Below are 24,468 nucleotides of genomic sequence, written 5' to 3'. Positions count from 1 at the left end.
CATCAATTAATAGACTGAATCATGATTGATTCATCCGAATCACCATTGCGCTAAAACGGGTATGCGTCCGGTGCACCCGGGTCGGTGCACGACAGGGAACGCGTCACAGGCATCGAAGGAGACAACGCCATGCTGCATCCACTACGCGATATCGCTGTGCTGTTCGACGCCAGCGACACCGGGAACCGCGTTCTCAACCTCGCCGCCCATCTGGCGCAGGCGCAGCAGGCACATCTGGTCGCAGTCTCCACCGCCCAACACCCCACCGACATCGCCAACGGTTTCGCACGCGGAGCCGGCATCGCCGCCGCGCTGGACCACGAGGCGCGCGCGGATGCTGCCTGCACCGCGCAGCTGATGCAGAACCTGCGCGCCGTGTCCGAGCCGCTGCAGATCAGCACCGAACTGCGCATCGTCTCGGATTACCTGGGCGGCGCAGATTTGGCCCTGCAGTCGCTGTACTGCGACCTGATCATCGCCGGCTATCCGCGTACTCCCGGCGCCCCTTCTGGTTGGCACCCGCTGGGCACCCTGCGCCAGACCGGCGTGCCGATGCTGCTGGTGCCACCACACTGGAAAGGCGAGCAGGTCGGCCGACGCATCGTCGTGGCCTGGAATGCCAGCAAGCAGGCACGGCGTGCGGTGGCCGATGCATTGCCCCTGCTTGCCCGCGCGCAGGCGGTACACCTGCTGATGGTCGACACGCCCAAGGCCGAGGCCACACCTGGTGCCGAGATGGCCCAGCACCTGTCGCGGCATGGCGTTGAAGTGGAGATCCAGTCCATCAGCTCAAGCCAGGGCGGCATCGCGGCGGCCATCCGCCAGCATGTACTGGACGCCGGCGCCGATCTGCTGGTGCTGGGGCCTTACAGCCGCAGCCGGGTGGTGGAGCGGGTGCTGGGCGGGGTCACCGAGGATCTGCTGGCAGAAGTGCCGGCGCCGTTGTTCGTATCGCACTGATACCGACCTGCCCCGCCCGGCGGTAGCCGGTCAGCGATTGGCCGGTATGCCGCCGGAAATAGCGGCACAGGTAGGACGCATCTTCGAACTGCAGGCGCTCGGCGATGCTGCCGATCGGCAGCTCGCTGTAGCTCAGCAGCGCCTTGATCTCCAGCACCACCTGGCGATCAATCAACGCCTTTGGCGTTTCGTCGAAGCACTCGCGAGTCAGCTGCGAAAGATAGAACGGGGTGATGCACAGCGCGTCGGCATAGGACTGCACGTCGCGTTGGCGCGTGCTGCGCTCACCGACCAGTTCCCAGAAGTTCCAGGCCAGGCGCTCGCGTCGGCTGACCTGCGTTGGCGCCCGCTTCTGCTTCGGCAGCAACGTAGCCATCTTCAGGAAGAAGCTCTGCAGCAGATTGCGCAGCATCACGTGCCGGTGCGTTCCACCATTGTGCTGCGCGTCCATCATCAACTGCAGCCATCCCTGCAGCAACGGCACATCCAGCGGCGACGGCCGGCACTGCGGTTGATCATGCAGGAACTTGAACAGTGCATTGGGCAGCACATACGCCACCTCCGATGCCAGCGCCTTGGGCATCAGGCAGACCACGGCCAGAAACCCGCGTGAGCGCTGCCGCAGCAGCGCCAGCGTGTCCTCTGCCAGCACCAGTGCGTCATGACGGTGCACCACTACCTCGCGGAAGTTCAGTGCAAAGCGCGCGCGCCCCGAGACGCATACCAGTACCGCCAGATAGGCGTGACCGAACGACAACGGAACGCCCTGCCCTTCGGCCAGCGTGCTGACCTCCAGACGCATGGATTCGTCCTGGTCCAGAAGCTGAGGTACGCGGTCCATGGGCCAATCCGGCTGTATTCCGGGCTCCAGCATACCCGGGCCTGGCCATCAGTTGCGAAAAGTACCGAAACCATCAAGGTCCCGCTCTGGGCCGGCCGCGCCTGGCGACCTAGCCTGTGCACTCTCTTTACCCCTTTCGAATCGACATGCAACTTCACACCGAACGCTTGATCCTGCGCCCCTGGCGCGACACCGACGCCGCCGATCTGTACGAGTACGCCCGCGACCCGCGCGTGGGTCCGATCGCCGGTTGGCCGGTGCACACCAGTGTCGAGGAAAGTACCGAAGTCATCCACACCGTCTTCAACCAGCCGGAGATCTACGCACTGCAGCACCGCGAGGACGGCCGCGCCATTGGCTGTGTCGGCATCCTGATCGGCGCGGACAGCAACTTCGAGATCAGTGACCGCGAAGGCGAGATCGCCTACTGGATCGGCGTACCGTACTGGGGCCGCGGGCTGGTCCCCGAAGCGGTGCGCGAAGTGATGCGGCATGCCTTCATGCAGCTGGAGCTGGAAGCGCTGTGGTGCGGCTACTTCGCTGACAACCAGCAATCGCTCACCGCGCAGCGCAAATGCGGTTTCCAGCATCACCATACCGAAGTGAACAAGTTCAACAGCTTCCTTGGCGACTACCGCACCGAACACATCAGCCGCATCACCCGCGAGCAATGGTGTGCTCTGCAGGCCACCACACCGGCTTGAGCAGGATTCAGTCCGACGTGCGCTGCATGAACAGAAGTTCCGGCGTTGAGGACGCTTCCACCTGATGGAAACCGAGATCGCGGTACAGGGCCACGGCAGCCGTGTTGTCACGATAGACGCGCAGGGTGAGGCGCTGGATGCCGTCTTCGCGCATGGCCTGTGCACTCAGCGCCTGCATCAGCGCCCGCCCCAACCCGTGCCCCCGTACATGCGGGGAAACAATGATGCGGCCCAGGTGCGCTGTGTCGGCTGCAGTCATCCAGTACTGGCCGAAACCCAGGCACTGGCCCTGCTCGTCCAGCAGCACCCAGCCAGGGCGTGCCGCAAGATCAAGCGCATGCGCGAACCGGTCCGGCGGCAAGGGAAACGGTACGCCGGGCCCCGCCCAGCGCTGGGAGGCCTCGGCCGATTCCGGCCAACCGGCGATAGCGGCATAGTGCGAAGGCTGGACGGGGCAGATGTTCGATTTCATCGCGCTCATGGTGCGTCGTTCGTGGTGGGCAGGCACGCTGCATGGCGGCACTTGAGTCATGTCATAGGACATTAAACAATCCCAGGCGTCCAGCCCACCCCATGTTCGGGAGATCGCATGTTCAAAGGTCTCGGTGCGTTTCCACTCACCCCACTTTCGGAAACCGGCATCGACGCCCAGGCGTTTTCCGGACTGGTCGAGCGCCTGGCCGATTCCGGTGTTGATTCAATGGGCGTCCTGGGCTCTACGGGCAGCTACGCCTATCTTGAAAAGCCCGAGCGCAAGCGGGTGCTGCGCGAAGCACTCGCGCATGCCGGGGACGTACCGGTGATCGCCGGCATCGGCGCACTGCGTACCCGCGATGTGCTGGAACTGGCGCTGGATGCCGAGGATGCGGGTGCTGCCGGCCTGCTGCTCGCCCCCGTGTCCTACCAGCCCCTGAGAGACCATGAAGTGCAGGGCCTTTTCGAAACCATATGTGCCGCGGTGCGCACGCCCATCTGCGTCTACGACAATCCTCGTACTACGCACTTCCAGTTCTCCGATGCCCTGCATGGGCGCATCGCTGCGTTGCCCAACGTCGCCTCGATCAAGATTCCTCGCCTGCCCGAAGATCCGGCTGAAGCGGTCGCACGTGTCAGCGCGCTGCGCGCCAGCATCCCCGCGCACGTGACGCTCGGCATCAGCGGCGACGCCTCGGCCGTGCGCGGACTGCTGGCGGGGTGTGATGGCTGGTACTCCAGCACGGCGGGGTTGTTCCCGGAGGTCGGGCTGCAGATCATGCGCGCCGTGGGTAGCAGCGATGCCGAGGGTGCCATTGCCCTCTCCGCACGACTGGCACCGCTGTGGTCGCTGTATGACCGGTTGGGCGGGATTCGCGTCATGGCCTGCGCGGCGGCGCTGCTGGGGCTGTGCGGCGAGGACTGCCTGCCGCTGCCGTTGCAGGGGCTGCGGGGTGGCGAGCGGGAGGACGTGGCGACGGTGCTGGGTGGGCTGCGGTTGCTGTAGAACCCCGGCAAGCGGGTGCTGCGCGGCTGTCGCGGATGGTGCCCCCGGCCCGATTCGAACGGGCGACCTTCCCATCAAGGCGGAGATTTCCAGGTTCCTGAAGCGTCGACAGGCTCACTACATCGAGGCCGTCACTCAACGTGGCGTCCGCTCACATTAGCTCCGACTCCTGAACCTCGCGAAGGTCACAGCCATTGTCGGGATGCTGGCCGTGACGCCGGCCAATTGCCGAACCGGTTGCTGCTGCTCGCGGGACGGCGGCAGGTCGGGCCGGCGGTCGAAGATCCTGCGAATGCAACAACGCTATGCCTGAATCGTCCTGACCGGGCGCCGGCGCGGCGCTGATTACGCGCTGGCCGCGGTGCCTTTTGGCTACGTAATGGAGGCCCACCACCTCAGCCGCGCGGTGAACGCGCCGCGGAACAACAGCTTGAATCTGCTGGTGCAGATCGCCTGGGATTGGCGACACCAAGACGCGAACTGAGCTCTGTAAGGCCCGCGAAAGCCCGGGGCCATACCTTTCCCCTTCGCAGTACAACACAAGCAGCAGAGCGCTATTCGCGCACCAATCTTTGCATGGGGGCAATGTGGCGAGCTTGGGTTGGTTCGACGGAATGGTCCTCGGCTTTTTGCTGGGCGTCGCTGCAAGCGCAATTGCCGCATTCCTCGCCCTTCGTGAGAAAAGGCGGGATAGATGACCTCAGCTCAAGTCTCCCCAGCGAGGATGGCGCCGACGGTGTAGAACTCCGGCACCATTCAGCCGCACCTGCCGCTGGGGCCGCGCGATGGAGGCTTGCCGCCTCGACCGAGCAAATGGCGCGTCAAGACATTCAGCAAGCCGGCCAAATGCCACAAGCCATTGATTCTGGTGACCCCGGCCCGATTCGAACGGGCGACCTTCCCCTTAGGAGGGGGACGCTCTATCCAGCTGAGCTACGGGGCCATTGGCAGCGGAGAAGGATACCGCGTCTGGCTGAATGGACCAAGCCATCGAAAGGCTGTGGACAGGCAAACACCCCTAAGCTGACGTTCCCCGCTCCCGCCCGCCCCATCGATGCAGATTGTCTGGTCGTCCCTTTCCGCCCTCGGTGACAGCCGTTGGCTTCTGCCAATGGCGCTGGTGCTGCTGCTCACCCTGCCCCGCAGCGAAACGGGCCTGAAGGCGCGATGGCTCAGCGCCATCGCAGTGGCCGCCTGTGTGACGCTTGCATCCAAGCTGGCCTTCATGGGCTGGGGTATCGGCATCAAGAGCCTGCACTTCACCGGTTTCTCAGGGCACGCGGCGATGTCCAGCGCCGTGTATCCATTGGTCGGGGTGCTGCTGGCGGGACCCGAAAGACGCGCCCGGATGGCCGCCCTGATGAGCGGGGTGTTGTTGGCGGTGGCCATTGCCTGGTCCCGCATCCCCCTGCACGCGCACAGCCTCTCTGAAGTCATCGCCGGGCTGGGCCTCGGCCTGGGCTGCAGCGCATGGGCGCTGCGCGGCACAGCACCTTCCAGACGCCCGAGTGCTGTGACCGCCACGGCCGCTGTGCTTGCCGGAATGTTCCTGCCCCTCACGCTGCCTGATATCCAGACCCATCAACTGGTCATCGCACTGGCAAAATTCATCTCCGGCAGGACTGAGCTTTTCCAGCACTCCTGAGAACTGCAAAGGGCACCCCACATTTCCTTCATGTACCTTGACAGAGCAAACGAATAGCCGCCAACATAGCGGTGGAAAAATTTCCCTCACGGAGTAGGAGACCCCGTAGATGAAGAAGATGATTGCCGCCCTGGCCCTGCTGGGTCTGTCCTCGCCGGTGTTCGCTCAGGAAGCTCCTGTCGCCACCGAAACCAGCGCCGAAGTTGCGAGCGCCGAAGCCGCTGGCGCCGCTGCCTCTGGCACCCTGACCACCGCTGCATCCATCGGTCTCGGCGTTGCAGCCGCAGCTGTGGTCTACAGCGTCGCCGCAGACAGCAGCAGCGACGATGCCGGCAACAACAACGGCGGCACCACCAATCCGCCGGGCGGCACCACCGGCTCAACCGGTACGACCGGCACCCGCTGATCGAAACGCCGTTGTAGTACCCACGCCCTCGCCGGGCGGCAGTTCGGCGAGGGCTTTTTCATGCCCGTTCGGGCCAGGAATGATTAACGATGGACTGCAAGCGTCTCGTCGCCGCCATGGCGTTCACCCTCACCATGTCAGGCTGCATGTGGGCCCCCGGCCAGCACATGCGCTCGAACTCCCTGATGGGTAGCAGCCAGCAGATTGGCAACGACCAGATCGAGTTGATTCCGATCACGCCCAAGCTCATCGCCATGGAGCGCGGCGCAAAGAGCGCCCCCGGGCTTCCGGCCTCGTTGATGCAGTACCAGCCCGGGCCCTATCAGATCGGTGCAGGCGACATCCTGTACATCACAGTCTGGGATCATCCCGAACTGACTGTCCCGGCAGGCCCGCAGCAGCAACTCAGTGCAGCCGGCCGCCTGGTGCAGTCCGACGGCACGCTGTTCTACCCCTATATCGGCAAGGTCACCGCCGCCGGCAAGACACCCGCCGAGCTGCGTGAAGAGATCACCACCCGACTGGCCCGCTACATCGAAGCGCCGCAGGTGGATGTCTCGATGCTGACCTATGCCAGCCAGCGCGTGTGGGTCACCGGCGCATCGCGCCAGCCGGCCACGGTGGCACTGACGGTCACTCCGCTCACCCTCGGTGATGCCATCAGCCAGGCAGGCCTCGACCCGGCACAGGCCGACCTGTCCGGCGTCCGCCTCACCCGCGACGGCACCACCTTCACCATTGATCTTGACGAGCTGGGCCGCAATGGCGGCGGCGATACGAACGTCTTCCTCAAGGCGGGCGATCACCTGTATGTGCCGTATCTCGACCGCAAGGAAGTCTTTGTCGTCGGTGAAGTGAACCAGCCCGGCGCCATGAGCTTCAAGACCGGCGGGATCTCACTGAGCCAGGCGCTGGGTCGCGCGCGCGGTCTGCTGCAGACCACCTCCAACGGCAACGCGGTCTACGTGATCCGTGGCTCGAACGACCTCCAGGACACGCCGTCGCAGGTGTTCCACCTGGAAGCCAAGTCGCCCTCCGCATTCGCCGTTGCCAGCCAGTTCAACCTGCAGCCGGGTGACGTCGTGTTCGTGGGCGCAGCTGGCGTGACACGCTGGAGCCGCTTCGTGAACCAGCTGTTGCCGTTCACCGCCATCATCAGCAACGCAGCCAGCGCGCGCAACGATCTGGACAATTGACGAGGCTTCAGATGAGCAGGAACGCTCTCTCCCGCCTCGTGCTCCGGAGTTTCCGCCTGGGCCTGCTGGCTACCGTCATCGCGGTCTCTGCAACCGGCTGCGGTGTTGTCGGTCGCAGCAGCGTCAAGGCAGTGCAACTGGCCGTGCAGGGCAAGCCGGATGTGCAGCCCAGCGCCGAGGACGTTGCACGCAACCGCTATCCACAGATCAAGGTCAACGGACCTGCTGGCGGCGCAGTGCTGGTGCTTGGCGCAGTGGATGGTGGCCGCCAGGCCTGGTACAGCAGCGAACGCAGCATCGTGTTCCTGCGCAATGGCCTGATCGAAGCGACCCACGGCGGTACTCCCGAGCTGCAACAGATGCGGATCATCGGGCCGAACCCGCTGCTGGACCTGCGCAAGGTGAAGGATGGCGACGTCGTGGAACGACGTTACGACCTCATGCCGGACTATCGCTTCAACATGAAGGTGACCGGCACCCTGCACCCGCTGGGCACGGAGAGCGTCGAGATCCTGGGCCGGACGCGCGAACTGCTGCACGTGCGCGAGGAGCTGCGGGGTGACGGCTGGAAGCAGCAGAACCACTACTGGGCGGACCCGTCCAGCGGCTTCATATGGAAAAGCCGCCAGGCCATCGCGCCGGATGCCCATCTGGAGATCATCCAGCTCAAACCCTATTCGCCGGACCTGCAACCCCGATGAAGCCGCAACTGATCGTGATGGCCCTTGGCGCTCTACTCGCCAGCACGGGCCAAGCGGCCTCTCCCATCCAGGTGGAAGCCTTCGGAAACGTTCGCTCGCCGGGACCCCACATCCTTGCAAGCGATGCCCGGCTCAGCGCGGCAGCCCTTGCCGCCGCACCGGACGAGCATGCCTACATGGCGGGCGCCGCGCTGCTTCGCACGAACAGCGTCGAAGCACAGGCACGCCTGAAAGCGGGACTGCTGTTCGACCTGGAAACACTGGCAGCGCTTGAAGATGCGCCAGAGATCGCCGACGCAGCGTCCCGGATGGCCCGCGAATTCGGCGCACTTCCCATTACCGGGCGCGAACCGCAACTGCTCGAGCCGCGCTCCCTGGAAGCCGATCGCCCGCAGGATCGGCCGGCCCGCGCAGGAGATCGACTGATCTACCCATCGCGGCCAGAGACAGTGACCATCGTGGGTGCCGTCCTCCATTCGTGCTCGTTGCCGCACGCTGCAATGCAGGATGCGCGCAGCTACCGCAACCAATGCGAGCTGCTGCCCGCAGCCAGTCCGGACGACCTGTATGTGATCCAGCCCGATGGCCGGATCACGAAGATCGGCATTGCGCTGTGGAACCGTAGCGCACGGACAACGCTGGCGCCCGGAGCGGTGATCTACGTTCCCATCGTGGGATCTGCCGTCCGGTCCGCCACCCCCGATATCAACGATGAAGCCGCGCGCTTCCTCGCCACCCAGGTGCTGGACGCGCCGGGAGTTCCAGATTGATGTGCCGTAATCGATTGCCGCTGGCTCGCGCTGGCGCCGCCCTGTTGAGCCTCAGCATCAGCGCAGCCCTGTATGCCCAGGAAGCTCCCGCCCCCACCGCCAGCGACTGGGGCGGTATCGGCCTGCTGCAGACCCCCTCCGCGCGCATGAGCGAAGAAGGCGAGCTCAGCCTTACCGCAAGCCACACCTCGCCGTACAGCCGGTACACGGTGGTCATGCAGCCCCTGCCGTGGGTGGAAGGCTCCTTCCGTTACATTTCGGTTGCCAATCGCCGTTATGGCTCGCAGTGGCTCAGCGGCGACCAGAATTACAAGGACAAGTCGATCGACCTGAAGCTGCGCCTGTGGCAGGAAGGACGCTGGCTCCCGGAAGTGTCCGTCGGCGCGCGCGATCTTGGCGGCACCGGGTTGTTTTCAAGCGAGTACGTCGTTGCCAGCAAGCGCTTCGGCGCGTTCGACGCAAGCCTCGGTGTGGCAACCGGCTATATCGGCAACCGTGGCGACCTGGACAATCCACTGGGCGCGATCGACGACCGCTTCAAGGAACGCCCCGGCGTCAATACACCGGGCGACTTCAATACCAGCGCGATGTTCCGCGGCCGGCTGGGCGTATTTGGCGGCGTCAGCTACCAGACCCCCTGGGACCGCCTGCAACTGAAGCTCGAGTACGACGGCAACGACTATCGCAACGAGCCGCAGCGCAACAACCAGAAGCAGTCCTCGCCCATCAATCTGGGTGCCGTTTTTGCGGTGAACGACAACGTGTTGCTGCACCTGGGCTGGGAGCGCGGGAACACCGCCATGGTCGGCATCACGCTGCGATCCAACCTTGCCCAGGCCAAGCCCATGACCAAGCTCATGGACCCGCCCCCGATTGGCCGCAACCCTGCAGCGCAGGGCGAGCCGCAGACGGTCGCCACAACCTCGGCGACAACACCCACCGACTGGTCATCCATTGCCCAGGAGCTGGAGGAGAACGCCGGCCTGCGGGTGAAGCGCATTGATCGAAGCGGCCAGGAGCTGATCGTCAGTGCCGAGCAGCGTCGCTTCATCTACCCGGCACAGGGCATTGGTCGTGCGGCACGCATTCTTGATCCGCAGACGCCTCCCGATGTCAGCTGGTGGACATTGCGCAACGTTCGCCTGGGCCTCCCGGTTGTCGAGACCAGCCTCGAACGCAAGACGTTCAACCAGTACCTGGACGACCGCACGGACCTGGCGACCGTCAGCCGCCATGTCGAAATGAACGCCCCGTATGCAAGGCGCTCGGAAACGCTGTACGAAGCCCCGCTGAAGCGCTTCGACGGTGCGTTCAACGTCGGCTACCGGCAGAGTGTGGGCGGCCCCGACGGCTTCATCCTGTTCCAGGTAGCTGGGATGTACGGCGCCACCTTCCGCTTCAACGAAAACCTCTGGCTGAGCGGCACGGCCAGCTACAACGCCTATAACAACTACGACAAATTCAAGTACGACGCCCCCAGCCGGCTTCCGCGCGTGCGTACCTATGTGCGCCAGTATCTCACTACCTCGGACTTCACCCTGCCCAACCTGCAGCTGACCGGCACGAAGCAGCTCGGCCGTGACCTGTACGGCATGGCCTATGCCGGCATGCTGGAGTACATGTATGGCGGCGTCGGCGGCGAAGTCCTCTATCGCCCGATGGACGAACGCTGGGCGTTGGGCGCCGAGCTGAACTGGGTCAAGCAGCGCGATTTCGACCAGCGCTTCAGCTTCCGCGACTACAGCGTGACCACGGGCCATGCCACGCTCTATTACCTGTGGGGTGACCAGCGGCGCCTGATCAGCGCGGTCAGCGCAGGTCGATATCTCGCCAAGGACTGGGGTGCAACCGTGTCCGTTGCACGCATGTTCGACAATGGCGTGACCATGGGCGCCTACGCCACCAAGACCGACGTTTCATCCAAGGACTTCGGCGAAGGCAGCTTCGACAAGGGCATCTACTTCTCGGTGCCTTTCGACTTCATGCTGCCGCGCTCGACCCGTGCCCGCGCCGATTTCATGTGGAACCCGTTGTACCGGGACGGTGGTGCCCGCCTCTCGCACTCCCACAGCCTTTACCAGCTGACATCCGAGCGCGACTCGGAGTTTTTCTACCGAAACTTCGACGCCATTGCGAAATGATACCGCCACAGAACGAAGGCGCCCTGCAAGGGCGCCTTCCTCTTTCTACTTCTTGAACACACCGGCCAGCACGTCGCCGTCGAACACCAGCAACGACGAGATCCGCCGCCGCTCCATCAGCACCAGCGCATCCTCAACCCGCGTCCCTACGCTCACCTGGGCAGGTGAGGCGGTCATCAGCTCGGCCGCGGACTTATCAAACACCTCGCGGCCATGACGCTCGAGCGCGCGGCGAACGTCGCCATCGGTAATGATCGCGTAGCTGGTGCCGGCCCGTACGATCGCCAGGCCGAGGCTGGAGCGGGTAATGGCCTGCAATACGTCCATCATCGTTGCTGCTGCGTCCACCACCGGCAGATCGCCAGCAACCATCTCGTGCTCCACGCGCGACAGCAGGCGCCGGCCCAGCGAGCCACCCGGGTGGAAGCGCGCGAAATTTTCCGGCTGGAAGCCTCGAGCCTCCATCAGTGCAACTGCAAGCGCATCACCCATCGCCAGCGTTGCCGTGGTCGATGCAGTGGGTGCCAATGCAAGCGGGCAGGCTTCCTGCGAAACACCCGCATCCAAGTGGCAATCCGCGGCCTGGGCCAACGTGGACGTCGCACGACCGGTGATCGCCACGAGGAAGTTGCCGTTGTCCTTCAGGAAGGGCAGCAGCTTCACCACCTCTTCGGTTTCGCCGGAGTAGGAGATCGCCACGAATACATCGGTGGCGGTGACCATGCCAAGATCACCATGGAACGCTTCACCCGGGTGCATGAAAAAGCTGGGGGTACCCGTGCTGGCCAACGTCGCAGCGATCTTGCGCCCGATGATTCCCGATTTGCCCATGCCGCAGATGATGACCCGGCCCTGCGAACCCAGCACCTGTTCCACGGCCTGGGTGAACTGCCCATCGAGCCTGTCGGCGAGCGCGGCGACAGCCGATGCCTCGATCTGCAGGACGCGCTTGGCCGATGCAATGTGATCGACGACTGATACGACGGAGGACATACCTTGTTTCCTTCTGATGATAATTCGCAGAGCACCTGCGTGCGCTGCGCTTACCCGCGCAACCCTGCGCCGGCTACTGCACCGCTCCAGCGGCGTTCCATCCTGCAATGAGGGGCGCGTATGCTGCAGGCAGGTCCACCCCGCCTTCGGCAAGAACACGCTCGGCCACCTCGCGCCCGACGCCACGTCCGCCCTGTGCGTCTGCAACCACGTCAGCGGCTGCCAACACCAGCGGATGCGCGTCGGAAGGCGCGTAGAAGCGCCCTACCCGTCCCGCCAACGGCAGGTCCACGACGTCGTCCCCCACATAGGCGATCTCGGTCTCGTTGATTCCAAGATCCCTGCAGATGGCGGCCAACGCATCGAGCTTTTCGAGGCGACCGGTCACCGCCACATCCATGCCCAGTTGCTGGATCCGGAAGTCCAGGGAGGGGCTCGCCTTGCCCGACAGCACGCCACACCGGATGCCATGCACACGCAGCAATGCAACGGCCAGGCCATCGCGGACGTTGAACGTCTTGAACTGCTCGCCCTTGCCATCGATGTGCAGGCCACCATCAGTCAGTACGCCGTCCACGTCGAACAGGACCAGCTTGATCGGCCCCCGGTACTTCGCCGATTCCATGTCAGGCAATGTCGAGCTTCGGGAACGACTTGACCAGATCATCGACCGCCTTGATCTGTGCCAGGAACGGCTCAAGTGCGCTCAACGGCAACGCGCTCGGGCCATCGCAACGCGCGTTGTCCGGATCCGGATGCGCCTCCAGGAACAGCCCTGCCAGGCCAACCGCCATACCTGCGCGCGCAAGTTCCACTACCTGGCGGCGGCGGCCACCGGAGGCCTCACTGCCCGAGTCGCGGCGCTGCAGACTGTGGGTCACATCGAAGATGGCCGGCAGGCCACCGGTGGCCTCGATCATCTCACGGAAGCCCAGCATATCCACGACCAGGTTGTCGTAGCCGAACTGCGCGCCACGCTCGCACAGGATGATCCGCTCATTGCCGGCCTCACGGATCTTGCTGGCGATGTTCTTCATCTGCGACGGGCTGAGGAACTGCGGCTTCTTGATGTTGATCGCCCGGCCAGTACGCGCAATGGCAGTGACCAGATCGGTCTGGCGCGCCAGGAACGCAGGAATCTGCAGCACGTCGACCACTTCGGCCACGGGAGCCGCCTGCTCCACTTCATGGACGTCGGTAATCACCGGCACGCCGAAGCGGCGCTTCACTTCCTGGAAGATGCGAATACCTTCTTCCAGGCCAACGCCACGGAAGGACTTGATCGACGAGCGATTGGCCTTGTCGAACGAAGCCTTGAAGACGTAGGGAATACCGAGCTTGCCGGTGACCTCGACGTACTTCTCCGCCGCAAACAGCGTGGAGTCGAGGTCCTCAAGGACGTTCAGGCCGCCGAACAGGACGAAGGGGAGGTCGTTGCCGACGGCAACAGCGTCGTTGATGGAAACGTTCATGAATTGATCTCGTTTGAATGATTTGAAACAAGCCGCTGCCAAGTGCCGTCTTCAGGGGAGTATCGCTTCACTGCGCGACCAGGCGCCCCAACAATGACTGAGTACGGGGGAAATTCTCCCCTTACAACTGCGTTAGCACCTACGACACAGCCATCACCAAGGATAGTTCCCGCTTGGATTCTTGCGCCCATTCCAAGAAAGCAGTTCTTGCCGATGCGGGTCTCCTTCCAAGTCACGCCCTGCTGAAGAACTGGAACATCCACAGCAGAATACTCATGCTCGATGTCAGTAACGGAAACGTACCCGGTTATCAGACTACCCGACCCAATACTAATTCTCCCCATTGCAGTCACATGAAACCCTTGGCCAATTGCTACATTATCCTCAATAACGACACTGCCATCGCCATGACATTCAGCGCGCAGCCCAGGAAAAATTCGCACCCGCCTACCAACATGGATGCGACGGGCGCCCATCAAGAACAATGGCCGACCGATGTAGCTAATTACACCAAAGCTTCCGAATATCAATTTGTACGCAATAGCCCTTAATATCCATGCAAGCTTGTACAACTGATGCATAATCTTCCCTCAAAACCGCAAACAGATGACGACAGGGAGTCCAGCCCACGCATAAAATCTCCGCAGAACCCGATAGCCATCCCTGCTACATAAGCAGATATTCCAGAAGATGATTCCTGTGCTGATACGATCCATCACCCCAAACCGCAACAACCAGATAAATATTAACTACACCCACAATAAAAAGAGGAAGGAAGACCGACAGCTTAGTCCTCCTTGAGCAGCTGTACATCCACACCGATATCGCCGGCAAAAAGAGGTACATGAATCGCATAAAGATACTCATGTATGCTGAGGCAAACATAGCGAGAGCTGTCAAGAGAAGGACTGGCATATACTTCCTGTAGTCACCGACTCGCCATAGGAATCCCCCCCCCAGCAACAACAAGCCAAACAGGACGAATGCAAGCGACTTTCCGGCTCCTTGCTCATACCATGCCGACTGAGCTGCGCCCCCGGTGTAATAAATCACCTTGCTCACGAGGTAGCTGGTATAGGTACTGAAGTACGCAAGTGCCACGACTGCGACGACCGAAATCGCGACAAATACACCAACCCTCTTCCACGCGAGAGGAATTAGGAACAGCACTGCGGATATATGAAATTGGCTAGCCAACAGCACAAGAAGAGCAAATTTCCTGTTCTGCTGAGGATAGAACCTATCGTATGCCAGCGCACAGATCAGACCTGCGGTGAACTGCCTGACAGTATTCAATGGAAGCCCTGGGAAGAGCATCAACGGAATAAGCGCGAGAAGCATTCTCTCCGTCCGCCAACGACATAGCATGCAGAACAAGAACAGATTGAGGGCACTATATATGCCATAGAAATACTTGAAATCATACCCTCCGACCTTCACCAGAGTAGCAATAATTTCGTAACCAACCTCAAAGCTGATTCCCGAATTGTAGTAGTTCTCATACATGGAATAATCGTTTCCATCATACTTGAACACATACAGGCCGACCAACAACAAGAACAAGCAGGCCCTCAGAAAGAGGCGCATACCGCCAATCTTTCCAATACTGGAACCCTCAACAATGCCAGAAGAGAATCGCACTCCCGGACCTCCGACACCAGAATAGTTAAACTGAATAATAGAAAATTCGGTTATTTCGATCAGCGGGATCTATGCAATAACTCGCCCTCTCAGCCGCGATATCACGCAACGAGAGCTTTAACATAGCCACCTTGTGCATGTGCTCACCACTCAAGATCCAGGTCGCCAGAAGCCCATAGAAGAGCACCGCAATCGCAAGCGCATACGGGTTGGTGAGCAGAACGCGATCCACGAAGAAGACATAGGCCGCCAGAACGAGACGTAGCACGAGATAAAACAGCCCGCCGAGAAATGCGAATAGCACCAGGCTGTCCGCGCTTGCTGCCAACCACTTCATCCAGATGAAGAATCCCATCAAGGTCATGGCGAGCAGCAACGTAACATTGGCCCGCCCGTTGATCTGCATGTATTCAAGAACCGGCCCACACACACTGGACAAGGCCAATCCTGCGGATAGAACCAGAACCGCGGAAGGGAAGTCGGAACCTGCCACGCCAAGCACCATTGGAATGAACGGGGAGATCACCGCAATTCCAACCAGCGCAGTGCAGGACAACAGCAAAGTCCTGATCTGCAGCGAGCGGACACGCCGTTGCCGGCCAGGATCGTCGCGCAACGAAAGCAACAGCGGCTCGGACGTCTTGGACATCGCCATTGCCGGAAACATCGCGGTCAATGCGAGCATATAGATCAGGTCGTACTCGCCCGCAGTCTCGACTCCCATCACGGCATTGACGATCAGTACATCCAACCTGTCGACTGCAGCAAGTAGCGCTATCGGCAAGCCGATTACTAACATATCACCAATAAACGATCTGCTTCGGACAATCGAATTCCCGAGAGCCCCTTCGGTTTTCAGTGCCTCACGGATATATCTCCAGAGCTGAAATGTCGAGGTCCCCTGCGCGATGAACATCGCGGCAGACGCAGAGACAGCTGTCGGATGCAACCATGCGAAAGCAATTAGCAACGGTGCGCGAAGCAGACGCTGGTAGAAATTAAGATGAATTTGCGCCCGTGAAGCCGAACCTACATGCCGCCATATTGTGTTCGCCAAGTTGTAACAGATGGTCAGCGGAACAAGTAGCACACCTAGAGCAAAGACCGGAAATCCTACGGCACCCGCGAAAGCATGTCTGGAAAGCAATGGGTAGCTCAGAAGCAGAACAGCACTACCCGTCAGCGCGATCGTCATTACCATGCGAATGGCCCGAGCAACACCCACATTGTCGCTCTTCTGAATCAGACGACTGATTAAACGCTCACCGCCCAACGCAAGGAACGGCACAACCAATGTCGAGAAATTCGCGCCGACACGAAACTCGCCGAACTCCGCAGGACTGATGAGGCGAGTTAACCAAAGTGTCGCGCCGAGCATCAGCGCGTTACCCAGAAGATTCGAGGCGACCCCCCAATAGATACCCTTCGCCGTCATTTGATCACCGGCCTGTCGCCACGTGGACGATCAAGGGTGCGGCTGCCACCATGAATGATGCTCGCAATGCTCGAAGGAGCAACGAGCTCGGCATCAAGCAAATGCCCATCAATTAAGAAGCGTTCCCTCATCTCTGCAACAATTCTTGCGGGTTCGCAACCAAAGAACATATCGACCGCATCCCTCTTCTGAATGGACCTGATCGCCCCTTCGAGATCTGAAGCAGTCTGCACCCGGACTATTCCCGGAAGGTGATCGTAGAAAGCACGCCCCAACAAGATCGAAGGGACGCCGGCCATGTACGCATCAAACCCGGTGGTCGAATTGACTGTAATCACTACGGCTGCCAAAGCGAGGTCATCTTTCAGCTCCCCGCCTGAAAGTACAACATCAGACGTGGTCGAGATCAGCTCATACAGTGAGGCACTGTACTTGCGTCGATACAAAGGATGCTCTCTGACGACAACCCGTCCGCCAAGTTGCCTAACGGCTAGTATCACCATTTCGACGAATTGCGCGTCACCCAGCTCCAGCGGATTGTGATGGATGTTGTTGGCATCGTCGGGAACCTGCAGCGCCACCAATACACTGGGACCTTCGGCAGTTCCGTCAACATGCTTCTCCTCCATACAAGCAGCATATCTTTGCTCTGGGCACCGTGGCATTGGCAAGGTCTCCCACTCGGCAGGAAGACGAGAGACTGCTTTCAGCACCCCACTTAAGAGGTAGTCGCACCCTCTGAATACAGGATTTCGCTTGAAGCGCCTGCGCCTCGGCGGGATCTCCGCGGAGTACCCCTCTCCGGTGAGACTGGCGACTTCATATCTGAAGGAGCAATTCGCGTTCACGCCAGCAGAATCGAGGATCGTCGTCCCTCCCGGCCCCTGCTCGAAGTGGAACTTCGGAACATCGGGCCAGTCACGGGCCAGGCAGAACGATAGCGCCTCGCAGGCAATCCGGGTGTCACCTGACATGATGACGCGGTCCGGACGGAATTCACGAAGGATCTCCGATACCGCGTTGACATACTTCGCCGCGCGTTCGCGCACGCGCAGGTCAGCCCCTTTGCCCGCCCCCGAAAGGATGTACGAGTGATACGCGCCGATGCGATCCAGTTCGGCGGCTTCGACCGAAGCGACTGCCGACGAGGCTTTTGTCGCCTCCCAGGGAAGCAGACGGACCGCCTTCCGCTCAAGCGCCAGATAGAGGTAGGCGCTCGGAAACAACGCAAGGTGGAGGAACTCGGCCTCACCGTCCCGCAGTCTGACTTCATCTTCAATGGCGGAGAAGAAGCGGGCGAACGTATCGTAGTAGACGACGGTGAGGTACTTCATGCTCGATAGCTTGTGTTGGGAGAGCCTACGTACGAAGGGCCGACATGACAGGCCATTGGCCTGGCCCGGTTAGTTTCCAAGAACGCGCAGCACCCAGTTCCTGGCAGAAAGTCCGACGCGAACCGATTCGTCATGGGGGACGCCTTCGCGCTGAAGGAACTCCCTGGCCACTTTCGGCTCACGCCGGTCGATCAGATACATACCCTTCTGGGAGTAGACCTCGTAGTTGACGATATCCTCATTCGTCGTCACCAGCAGGCGCTGGGCGCCGATTGCCTCAATCGTCCGCATCGTCAGGCCCAGCTGACCGGGCCTGTTCACGTCAATCACAGCACGGCTCTCGGCGATGCGATCAACCACTTCTGGAAGCGGCATACCCTTGAAATCAACGTACTTCCTGGCGAACCGGCGGAAGCCCGTATCGAACAGGGAGCGCAGCCTGAAAAGCATGCGTGACGGGTAATAGCAGTAGACGAACACCGTCATTCCATCCTTCTCGAGCTGTTCGATGATCTGCTCAAGCACCTTGTAACGGTCTGTATGGATGGTGCCGATGAAGCATGCGTCGTACTTGAAGCCACCGGTCCAGTTGGCTGCACGCTCGAACTCCCTGCCATAGAACAACGGCAGGAACTGCATCTGCGGATTGGCATCGACGTCTGCGCGGTCGAAGGACAGCACCGCATCGAACTTGCCCAGCACCTTGCGTGCGTTCGGGTTGTAGTGCATCGAATCCCACAGGTACAACACAAACTTCGCACGCGAGTGGATGCTGCGAAGCCGGTCGAGGATGCTGCCGGACACGGCCTCTGCGCGGATGATCAGAACAAGATCATAATCGCGGCCGCGGGTCTGCTCGATGATGTCGCCGTAGTACCGCTCGATCTTTCTTGCGAGAAAGCGGCGGTCCACACGGATAAGGGCCTTGGTCAGGAAATCCGCGCCCGGCCTGTCGCTGAAGTAATCGACAACGGCCCCCAACTCCTCAAGCTCGCCTTTGATCAGCTTCTCATAGCCGAAGAACATAGGGGCGATGAAGAGCACACGCTTCCCCTTCAGGGATTCGCTCACAACCTGCCCGTCCGATCGCCCATCAATCTTCACTTGAGCAGGCCCTTCGCGCGCATCTCATCCACCGACCGCTGGTAACCGGAGTCTTCGATCTGCTGGGTCAGTACCCAGGCGGCAAAGCGCTTCACGCCTTCGGCAAAGGTGACGCGCGGGCGATAGCCAAGAGCAGCCTCAGCGCGGCTGAGATCGGCGAAGTTATGCCTGATGTCACCAATGCGGTAGTTGCCGGAGATGCTGATTTCTCCACCCTTGCCATACGCGTCCTTCAACGCGCTTGCGACGGTGATGACATCGGTCGCTTCGCCGGTGCCCACATTGAAGGCCTGGCCACTGACATCCGCATCGATGGCTGAAACAGTTGCCGCCACCACGTCGTCAATGAAGACGAAATCGCGGGTCTCCTTGCCATCCTCGAAGATGTTGACGCCCTTGCCCTGCAACAGCAGGGTGGAGAAGATCGACAGGATGCCGGTGTAGGGGTTCTTCAGTGACTGACCCGGGCCGTAGACGTTCTGATAGCGCAGGGCGATACCCTGGATGCCAATGGCGGCGGCCCCCACCAGCACCAGCTGTTCCTGCACCTGCTTGGTGATGCCATAGATCGAGCTCGGGTGAATGCGGGATTCTTCGTCGGTGGGCAGCGGCTCCACCAGATCGCCCGTCGCCGGATCGCGGCATTCGAAGATGCCCTTCTGCAGGTCCACGTCGACGCGCGCCCCCGGATAGACCGGGCCGCTGGCACCCTTGTACTTGCCTTCGCCGTAGATCGAGCGCGAAGACGCGACAACGACCCGCTTGACCGACTCGCAGCCCTGCACCTTGTTGCCGATCAGGTCGAGGAACAGCGAAGTACCGCGCACGTTGACATCAACATAGCGGTCAATTTCGTACATGGACTGGCCGGTTCCCGTTTCAGCTGCCAGGTGGACGACAACGTCCTGGCCGGGAAGCACTTTCAGCCAATCCTCGCGCAGGCGCACGTCGCCCTTGACTACCACGGCCTCGGGCGGCAGCGAAGCCAGCAGCGCCGAACCTTCCGGGCTGTCACCGTGGATCTGGGGCGAAAGGTTGTCCAGAACCGTCACCTGGTCGCCACGAGCGACCAGCGCGCGTGCCAGCGCACTGCCAATGAACCCCGCACCACCCGTAATCAGTACTTTCATGCATATCTCCGCTGTTTCTTGAAGTGCGTCGCGGTCCCGCGTTCTGCAGCAGCCGTGACTTCCGTGTCAGGCAGGGCACCCGATGGTGCTCTGCCGCGTTTCCCCGTTACCGGGTCGACTTGTATTCGTAATACCCGTAGCTGTAATAGCCGGTCGCACGACGCTCGACGGCATTGAAGATCGCCCCCTTCAGCTGCACGTTGTTCTGCTCGAAGCGCTTGCGCGCAAGTGCCAGCTCCTTGGGCTGATTCAGGCCGAAGCGCGCAACCAACAGACAGGTGCCTGCGTGATGGGCGATGATCGCCGCATCGGTGACCGCGAGAATCGGGGGCGTATCGATGATGACGAGATCGAATTGCTTCTCCACCGTTTCCAGCAACTCCGTGAAGTTGCGGTGCATCAGCAGCTCCGAAGGATTCGGCGGCACATCGCCGCGCGAGATGAAGCTGAGGCTGTCGAGGCCCGGCACGGTACGGATCGCGGTTTCCAGTGTCGCTTTGCCGACCAGCACGTCGGACAGGCCCGGCGTCTGGGTCGCCCCCAGTGCCTTGTGCAGCGTACCCTTGCGCATGTCGGCGTCGATGATCAGCACGCGCTGACCCGCCTGCGCGATCACAGCTGCCAGATTGGACGAGACGAATGTCTTGCCCGCGTTCGGACTGGAACCGGAAATCAGAACGATATTGTTCTTCGCCTCCAGGCGTGCAAAGTGCAGACTGGTCCGCAGGCTGCGCACCGCCTCCACTGCCAGGTCCGCCGGATCCTTCACCGCCAGCAGATGCAGCTTGCCGTCGGCGCGGAACTTGCCGCGCACCGAATCGGACTGCTGACCCGGGCTGACCGGAATCGATGCGTAAACCGGCAGGCCGATTTCTTCGATCTGCGACGGATCCTCCACACCGCGATTCAACAACTGTCGCAGCAGCACCAGGCCAATCGACAGGAACGCACCCAGCAATGTGCCCACCAGCACGATCAAGCCCTTGCGCGGCTTCACCGGATTGGTTGCATCCACTTCGGCAGCATCCACGATCCGCACATTGCCAACCGTGCCGGCACGCGCGACATCCAGCTGCTGCGCCTGATTCAGCATTGCGGTGTACATCTCGTTGCTGACCTGCAGGTCGCGGCTCAGGCGCAGAAGTTCCTGTTGAGCTTCCGGCAGTTGCTTCACCTGCCCCTGGAACCCATTCTTGCGCGCCTCAAGATCCCCGATCTGGCGCATCAGCGCCTGGTATGCCGGGTGATCGCGAGTGAACTTGCGATCCATCTCAGCCTGCTGCAACCGCAGCTGCTGGATGCTGGTTTCAACCGCAACCTCCTGATCCAGCAGCCCCTTGGTCTGCAGGGTCAGATCCACCGAGTTGGCGCGGGTCTGATATGCGCTCAGCGCCTTCTGCGCAGCGTCAACCTGATTGCGCACATTCGGGAGCTGCTCTTTGACGAAGGTCAACTGGGCAGAGGCTTCGGCAGAGTTCCGCTCAACATTCTGCCGGACGTAGGCCTGGGCGACCTGCTGCAGGAAATTCTGCGCGACATCCGGATCCGAGTTCTCGTAAGCCAGCGTCAGGATGCCAGAGTCCTTGCCGGATTCGCTGACCGAGACCTTCTTCTGCAGTTCGTTGACAACAGAAAGGTGGCGCTGACGTACGATCTGGAAGCGCATTCCCGGGTGGGCACGAATCTCGGCGACCTGCATGGTGACCCCCTTTCCGGAGGCAACCTTGCCCACACTCCCCTTCACCAGCAGGTTCTCGTCTTCATCAAACAGCTCGTAACTGCTGTTGTCACCGACAATCAGGGTCAGCGGCTGCGCAATCAGGCTCCGCGGCACATCCAGCTGGAACACATCCAGCTTCTCGCCACCCCAACCGAACCGGCTCATGCCGAAGCGCACGTCCGCCAGCGCATCCGGCGCAGAACGCTCGGCCTTGCGCGCGAAATAGCCACCGAGAACCGGGAAGCGGTTCGGCTCAACCTCGATATCGAGCCTCATCGCGTTGACCGCACTTCCCACAACAGCTCGGGACGTGATCAGCGCGATCTCCGTGGTCGCCTCGGCCGACCCGGTTCCGATCCCCAGCGATTGACTGAGATCCGACAGACCCGGAAGGCTGGGCACCTTGGATTCCACCTGCACGATCGCATCGGCCCGATAGACCGGTGTTGCCAGCAGCGCATACGCTGCCGCGGCAACCAGGAAGGCTCCGGTGATCCCCGCGATCCACCACTTATGGTCAATCAGCGTTCCAAGCAGCTGCCGCAGGTCGATCTCATCGCTATCGTCCTGTACTGGACTACGGGTGTCGGTGGTCATCTATAAGAACTCTTCGAATCAAGGTTACGAGCGGCGGGAAAGAGTGATGCGACACGCACTAGACGTGCCGCGCCCAACTCTCCACGCCCTCGGCCATCAACTTGTAAACATGCTCGAACGCCGGGCGCTGCTGGCGATAAGGATCAGGAATTTCCCGATCCTGCTGCCATTTGCCCAGCAGGAAGGTCTTGCCGGATGCCTGGGGGGCGATCTCGGCAATGCGGCGAACGTGCTTCCGCTCCATGGTCAGCACCAGATCCGCCGCGCCGAGAATGGCGTCATCGATCTGGCGGGCACGGTGGGCCAGGCCATCCAGCCCCTGCTCCACCAGCAGCTCCTGCGCGGTGGCATCAATACCGTGACCAACCAGCGCACCAAGCCCAGCCGAAGACACCTGGATGCCCTTGCCAGAGACAGCCTCTCTCAGCATGACCTCCGCTGAAGGGCTGCGGCAGATGTTGCCCACACATACAAAAAGAACGTTCTTGAACACTGATCTGGATCCTGTGGCATTCCTTGCGGCGCACGCAACCAGAAACAACCTGGAACGGCAGCAGCCGCACAGCATACCTTACACGCGCATTACAGGCGATGAAATCGCCAACAGATTCATGGGATTACGTCGCAGTTCCAGGATCAAGCTGCCTTAATAGGCCGACTTCTGCCCCAGCACTTTCAGCGCGGTCAGCACGATGATCCGCACATCCAGCGTCGGGCTCCATCGCCGGATGTAGTCGATGTCGTACTGAACGCGCTTCTTCATCGAGCGCAGCTCCGGCGTCTCGCCACGCAACCCATGCACCTGCGCCCAGCCGGTGATGCCAGGCTTGACGTAGTGCCGGTGCATGTAACGCTCGATTACCCGCTCATAGTGGTCGTTGTGCTGGATCGCATGCGGCCGCGGCCCCACCACCGACATGTTCCCGCCCAGCACATTGAAGAACTGCGGCAACTCATCCAGGCTGCTGCGACGCAGGAAGGCGCCGAACCGGGTCACCCGCGGATCACCGCGCGTCGCCTGGGTGATCTGCCCGGTGCCCTCTGCATGCACGCGCATGGAGCGGAACTTCAGCATCCAGAATTCCTTGCCGCCCAGCCCATGGCGCTTCTGGCGGAACAGCACAGGGCCCGGCGAACTCAGCTTCACGCCAATCGCCAGCAGGGCAAACAGCGGCGCCAGAAGGATCACCGCAATGCCTGCCACAACGATGTCCTCAACCCGCTTGAACAGGCGGAAGCGATGATCCACCAGGCCCTGGCGCACGCCGATCATCGGCACGTCACCCACCTGGTGCACGCCGGGATTCAACGCCCCCAGCCCCGTGGTATCCGGAATCAGGCGTACCGGCACCGGGAATCGCTCGATCTGCTTGAGCATGTCCTTGATTGCGGCCGCATGCCCCATCGGCATGGACACCCAGACCTGGTCGAACTCACCCCGGTGCTGATCCATGTACTTCGGTACATCTTCCAGGACACCCAGCCGCTGCGGGGAATCCCCACCACGACGGGTGGCGATATCACCGGCAGTGGCAAAATAGCCAACCACGTCCTTCCCCAGTTCCGGCTTCCCGCGCAGCAGGCGATGCAGCCTCAGGGCAGGTGCCCGCAGCCCGACCAGCAGGATGCGCTCATGATCCATGCCCCTCGAGCGCAGGCGATGCAACTGCACCCTCAACAGCACGCGCAGGGCCGACATGGCGCCCAACCCGAGGACATACCAGCCAACAAGCCAGGCGGACGGCACCGCGTCGGCAAGGCCAACCAGCACGACATAGAGGGAAAACAGCGCGAAGGTGCCGGACCAGGCCAGCAGCAACAGCCAGAGGTCCGCCAGAAGGCCACGGATCCGCCAGTTGCGGTACACCGGCGCTACAGAGAAGCAGAGGATGGCACTGAGGATCACCGCACCGAACACGATGCGCTGGGAGGAGTCCGGCGCGCCTGTTCCGTTCAGCAGCATGTGGGAGAGCACGGCCATGCCCGGCAAGACCAGCAGATCGCCCAGGCGCAGTCCCAGCTCAAGGGCGGCCCGGGCCTCGACGCGGCGGCGACCTGTTCGGGCCCGCTCCGCGCGAAGGTCTTCTACTGATCCATGTAGCAAAGCACTTCTCCATTGTCGGCCCGACACGACGCCGAAGGATTCGTCGTCACGTGCATGGACTCCCCTTCCAGCACGGCTTCGTCGGGATTTCGTC

23 protein-coding genes and 1 tRNA gene are annotated in these 24,468 nt (G+C 61.6%); 9 read left to right on the top strand and 15 right to left on the bottom strand.

Annotated features, from left to right (window positions below; translation table 11 throughout):
• Positions 1–129: 129 nt before the first annotated feature.
• On the top strand, positions 130–960 hold the full coding sequence (locus tag D7Y61_RS01015; RefSeq protein ID WP_180864598.1) for a universal stress protein: 831 nt from the start codon (positions 130–132) through the stop codon (positions 958–960).
• Here D7Y61_RS01015 and D7Y61_RS01010 read toward each other — a convergent pair.
• The gene (locus tag D7Y61_RS01010; protein WP_180864597.1) at positions 908–1,801 is read right to left on the bottom strand and encodes a helix-turn-helix domain-containing protein; all 894 of its coding nucleotides are present in this window, start codon (positions 1,799–1,801) and stop codon (positions 908–910) included. The genes D7Y61_RS01015 and D7Y61_RS01010 overlap by 53 nt on opposite strands.
• Before the next feature lie 146 nt (positions 1,802–1,947).
• Between D7Y61_RS01010 and D7Y61_RS01005 the strand changes: the two genes are divergently transcribed.
• Positions 1,948–2,505, top strand: coding sequence for a GNAT family N-acetyltransferase (locus D7Y61_RS01005; protein ID WP_180864596.1), 558 nt, complete (start codon positions 1,948–1,950; stop codon positions 2,503–2,505).
• 7 nt (positions 2,506–2,512) lie between these two features.
• On the opposite strand, the gene D7Y61_RS01000 is transcribed toward D7Y61_RS01005, so the two are convergent.
• Positions 2,513–2,977 (bottom strand): GNAT family N-acetyltransferase, encoded by a 465-nt coding sequence (locus D7Y61_RS01000; protein ID WP_180864628.1) that lies wholly within the window; start codon positions 2,975–2,977, stop codon positions 2,513–2,515.
• A gap of 117 nt (positions 2,978–3,094) precedes the next feature.
• Between D7Y61_RS01000 and D7Y61_RS00995 the strand changes: the two genes are divergently transcribed.
• Complete coding sequence (locus tag D7Y61_RS00995; RefSeq protein ID WP_180864595.1) at positions 3,095–3,985, top strand: dihydrodipicolinate synthase family protein; 891 nt, start codon at positions 3,095–3,097, stop codon at positions 3,983–3,985.
• A gap of 866 nt (positions 3,986–4,851) precedes the next feature.
• On the opposite strand, the gene D7Y61_RS00990 is transcribed toward D7Y61_RS00995, so the two are convergent.
• Positions 4,852–4,928 (bottom strand) — tRNA-Arg (locus tag D7Y61_RS00990).
• 168 nt (positions 4,929–5,096) lie between these two features.
• On the opposite strand from D7Y61_RS00990, the gene D7Y61_RS00985 reads away from it, so the two are divergent.
• The 6 genes from D7Y61_RS00985 (at position 5,097) to D7Y61_RS00960 (ending at position 10,844) form a co-directional block, all read left to right on the top strand.
• Entirely contained in the window at positions 5,097–5,630 is a 534-nt protein-coding gene (locus D7Y61_RS00985) for a phosphatase PAP2 family protein (RefSeq protein ID WP_258010165.1), read from the top strand.
• A gap of 109 nt (positions 5,631–5,739) precedes the next feature.
• Positions 5,740–6,036: a hypothetical protein gene (locus D7Y61_RS00980; protein WP_180864593.1), complete on the top strand. Its 297-nt coding sequence runs from the start codon at positions 5,740–5,742 to the stop codon at positions 6,034–6,036.
• A gap of 89 nt (positions 6,037–6,125) precedes the next feature.
• Positions 6,126–7,232 (top strand): polysaccharide biosynthesis/export family protein, encoded by a 1,107-nt coding sequence (locus D7Y61_RS00975; protein ID WP_180864592.1) that lies wholly within the window; start codon positions 6,126–6,128, stop codon positions 7,230–7,232.
• 11 nt (positions 7,233–7,243) lie between these two features.
• Complete coding sequence (locus D7Y61_RS00970) at positions 7,244–7,933, top strand: YjbF family lipoprotein (protein ID WP_219627746.1); 690 nt, start codon at positions 7,244–7,246, stop codon at positions 7,931–7,933.
• Complete coding sequence (locus D7Y61_RS00965; protein ID WP_180864591.1) at positions 7,930–8,703, top strand: capsule biosynthesis GfcC family protein; 774 nt, start codon at positions 7,930–7,932, stop codon at positions 8,701–8,703. Before D7Y61_RS00970 ends, D7Y61_RS00965 begins: the two co-directional genes overlap by 4 nt.
• 44 nt (positions 8,704–8,747) lie before the next feature.
• Positions 8,748–10,844 (top strand): YjbH domain-containing protein, encoded by a 2,097-nt coding sequence (locus tag D7Y61_RS00960; protein WP_345776213.1) that lies wholly within the window; start codon positions 8,748–8,750, stop codon positions 10,842–10,844.
• A 45-nt stretch (positions 10,845–10,889) separates the two neighbouring features.
• Here D7Y61_RS00960 and D7Y61_RS00955 read toward each other — a convergent pair whose 3' ends face one another.
• The 12 genes from D7Y61_RS00955 to D7Y61_RS00900 all read right to left on the bottom strand — a co-directional run bounded on the left by D7Y61_RS00955 (position 10,890) and on the right by D7Y61_RS00900 (position 24,374).
• The gene (locus D7Y61_RS00955; protein ID WP_180864589.1) at positions 10,890–11,837 is read right to left on the bottom strand and encodes a KpsF/GutQ family sugar-phosphate isomerase; all 948 of its coding nucleotides are present in this window, start codon (positions 11,835–11,837) and stop codon (positions 10,890–10,892) included.
• A gap of 73 nt (positions 11,838–11,910) precedes the next feature.
• The gene (locus D7Y61_RS00950; protein WP_180864588.1) at positions 11,911–12,462 is read right to left on the bottom strand and encodes a KdsC family phosphatase; all 552 of its coding nucleotides are present in this window, start codon (positions 12,460–12,462) and stop codon (positions 11,911–11,913) included.
• Position 12,463: 1 nt separating this feature from the next.
• Positions 12,464–13,309, bottom strand: coding sequence for a 3-deoxy-8-phosphooctulonate synthase (gene kdsA, locus D7Y61_RS00945; RefSeq protein ID WP_054172891.1), 846 nt, complete (start codon positions 13,307–13,309; stop codon positions 12,464–12,466).
• A complete protein-coding gene (locus D7Y61_RS00940; RefSeq protein WP_180864587.1) occupies positions 13,306–13,890 on the bottom strand; it encodes an acyltransferase in 585 nt (194 codons plus the stop codon). The genes kdsA and D7Y61_RS00940 overlap by 4 nt, the downstream gene beginning before the upstream one ends.
• 85 nt (positions 13,891–13,975) lie before the next feature.
• Complete coding sequence (locus D7Y61_RS00935) at positions 13,976–14,896, bottom strand: EpsG family protein (RefSeq protein WP_180864586.1); 921 nt, start codon at positions 14,894–14,896, stop codon at positions 13,976–13,978.
• 79 nt (positions 14,897–14,975) lie between these two features.
• Positions 14,976–16,385: a lipopolysaccharide biosynthesis protein gene (locus D7Y61_RS00930; protein ID WP_180864585.1), complete on the bottom strand. Its 1,410-nt coding sequence runs from the start codon at positions 16,383–16,385 to the stop codon at positions 14,976–14,978.
• The gene (locus D7Y61_RS00925) at positions 16,382–17,719 is read right to left on the bottom strand and encodes a hypothetical protein (protein ID WP_180864584.1); all 1,338 of its coding nucleotides are present in this window, start codon (positions 17,717–17,719) and stop codon (positions 16,382–16,384) included. Before D7Y61_RS00925 ends, D7Y61_RS00930 begins: the two co-directional genes overlap by 4 nt.
• 69 nt (positions 17,720–17,788) lie before the next feature.
• Positions 17,789–18,790: a hypothetical protein gene (locus tag D7Y61_RS00920; protein WP_180864583.1), complete on the bottom strand. Its 1,002-nt coding sequence runs from the start codon at positions 18,788–18,790 to the stop codon at positions 17,789–17,791.
• A 29-nt stretch (positions 18,791–18,819) separates the two neighbouring features.
• On the bottom strand, positions 18,820–19,953 hold the full coding sequence (locus D7Y61_RS00915) for an NAD-dependent epimerase/dehydratase family protein (RefSeq protein ID WP_180864582.1): 1,134 nt from the start codon (positions 19,951–19,953) through the stop codon (positions 18,820–18,822).
• A 106-nt stretch (positions 19,954–20,059) separates the two neighbouring features.
• Positions 20,060–22,270 carry a polysaccharide biosynthesis tyrosine autokinase gene (locus D7Y61_RS00910; protein ID WP_180864581.1) on the bottom strand — a complete coding sequence of 737 codons (2,211 nt, stop codon included), beginning with the start codon at positions 22,268–22,270 and terminating at the stop codon, positions 20,060–20,062.
• A gap of 58 nt (positions 22,271–22,328) precedes the next feature.
• Positions 22,329–22,763: a low molecular weight protein-tyrosine-phosphatase gene (locus tag D7Y61_RS00905; RefSeq protein ID WP_180864580.1), complete on the bottom strand. Its 435-nt coding sequence runs from the start codon at positions 22,761–22,763 to the stop codon at positions 22,329–22,331.
• 153 nt (positions 22,764–22,916) lie between these two features.
• Positions 22,917–24,374, bottom strand: a complete 1,458-nt coding sequence (locus D7Y61_RS00900; protein WP_180864579.1) for an undecaprenyl-phosphate glucose phosphotransferase — start codon at positions 24,372–24,374, stop codon at positions 22,917–22,919.
• Positions 24,375–24,468: the final 94 nt, after the last annotated feature.

The sequence above is a fragment of the Stenotrophomonas maltophilia genome, assembly GCF_013464485.1.
GTDB classification, from domain to species: domain Bacteria; phylum Pseudomonadota; class Gammaproteobacteria; order Xanthomonadales; family Xanthomonadaceae; genus Stenotrophomonas; species Stenotrophomonas maltophilia_AW.
The sequence above is the reverse complement of the archived record's forward strand: the minus strand, read 5'-3'. Positions and strand labels throughout refer to the sequence as shown.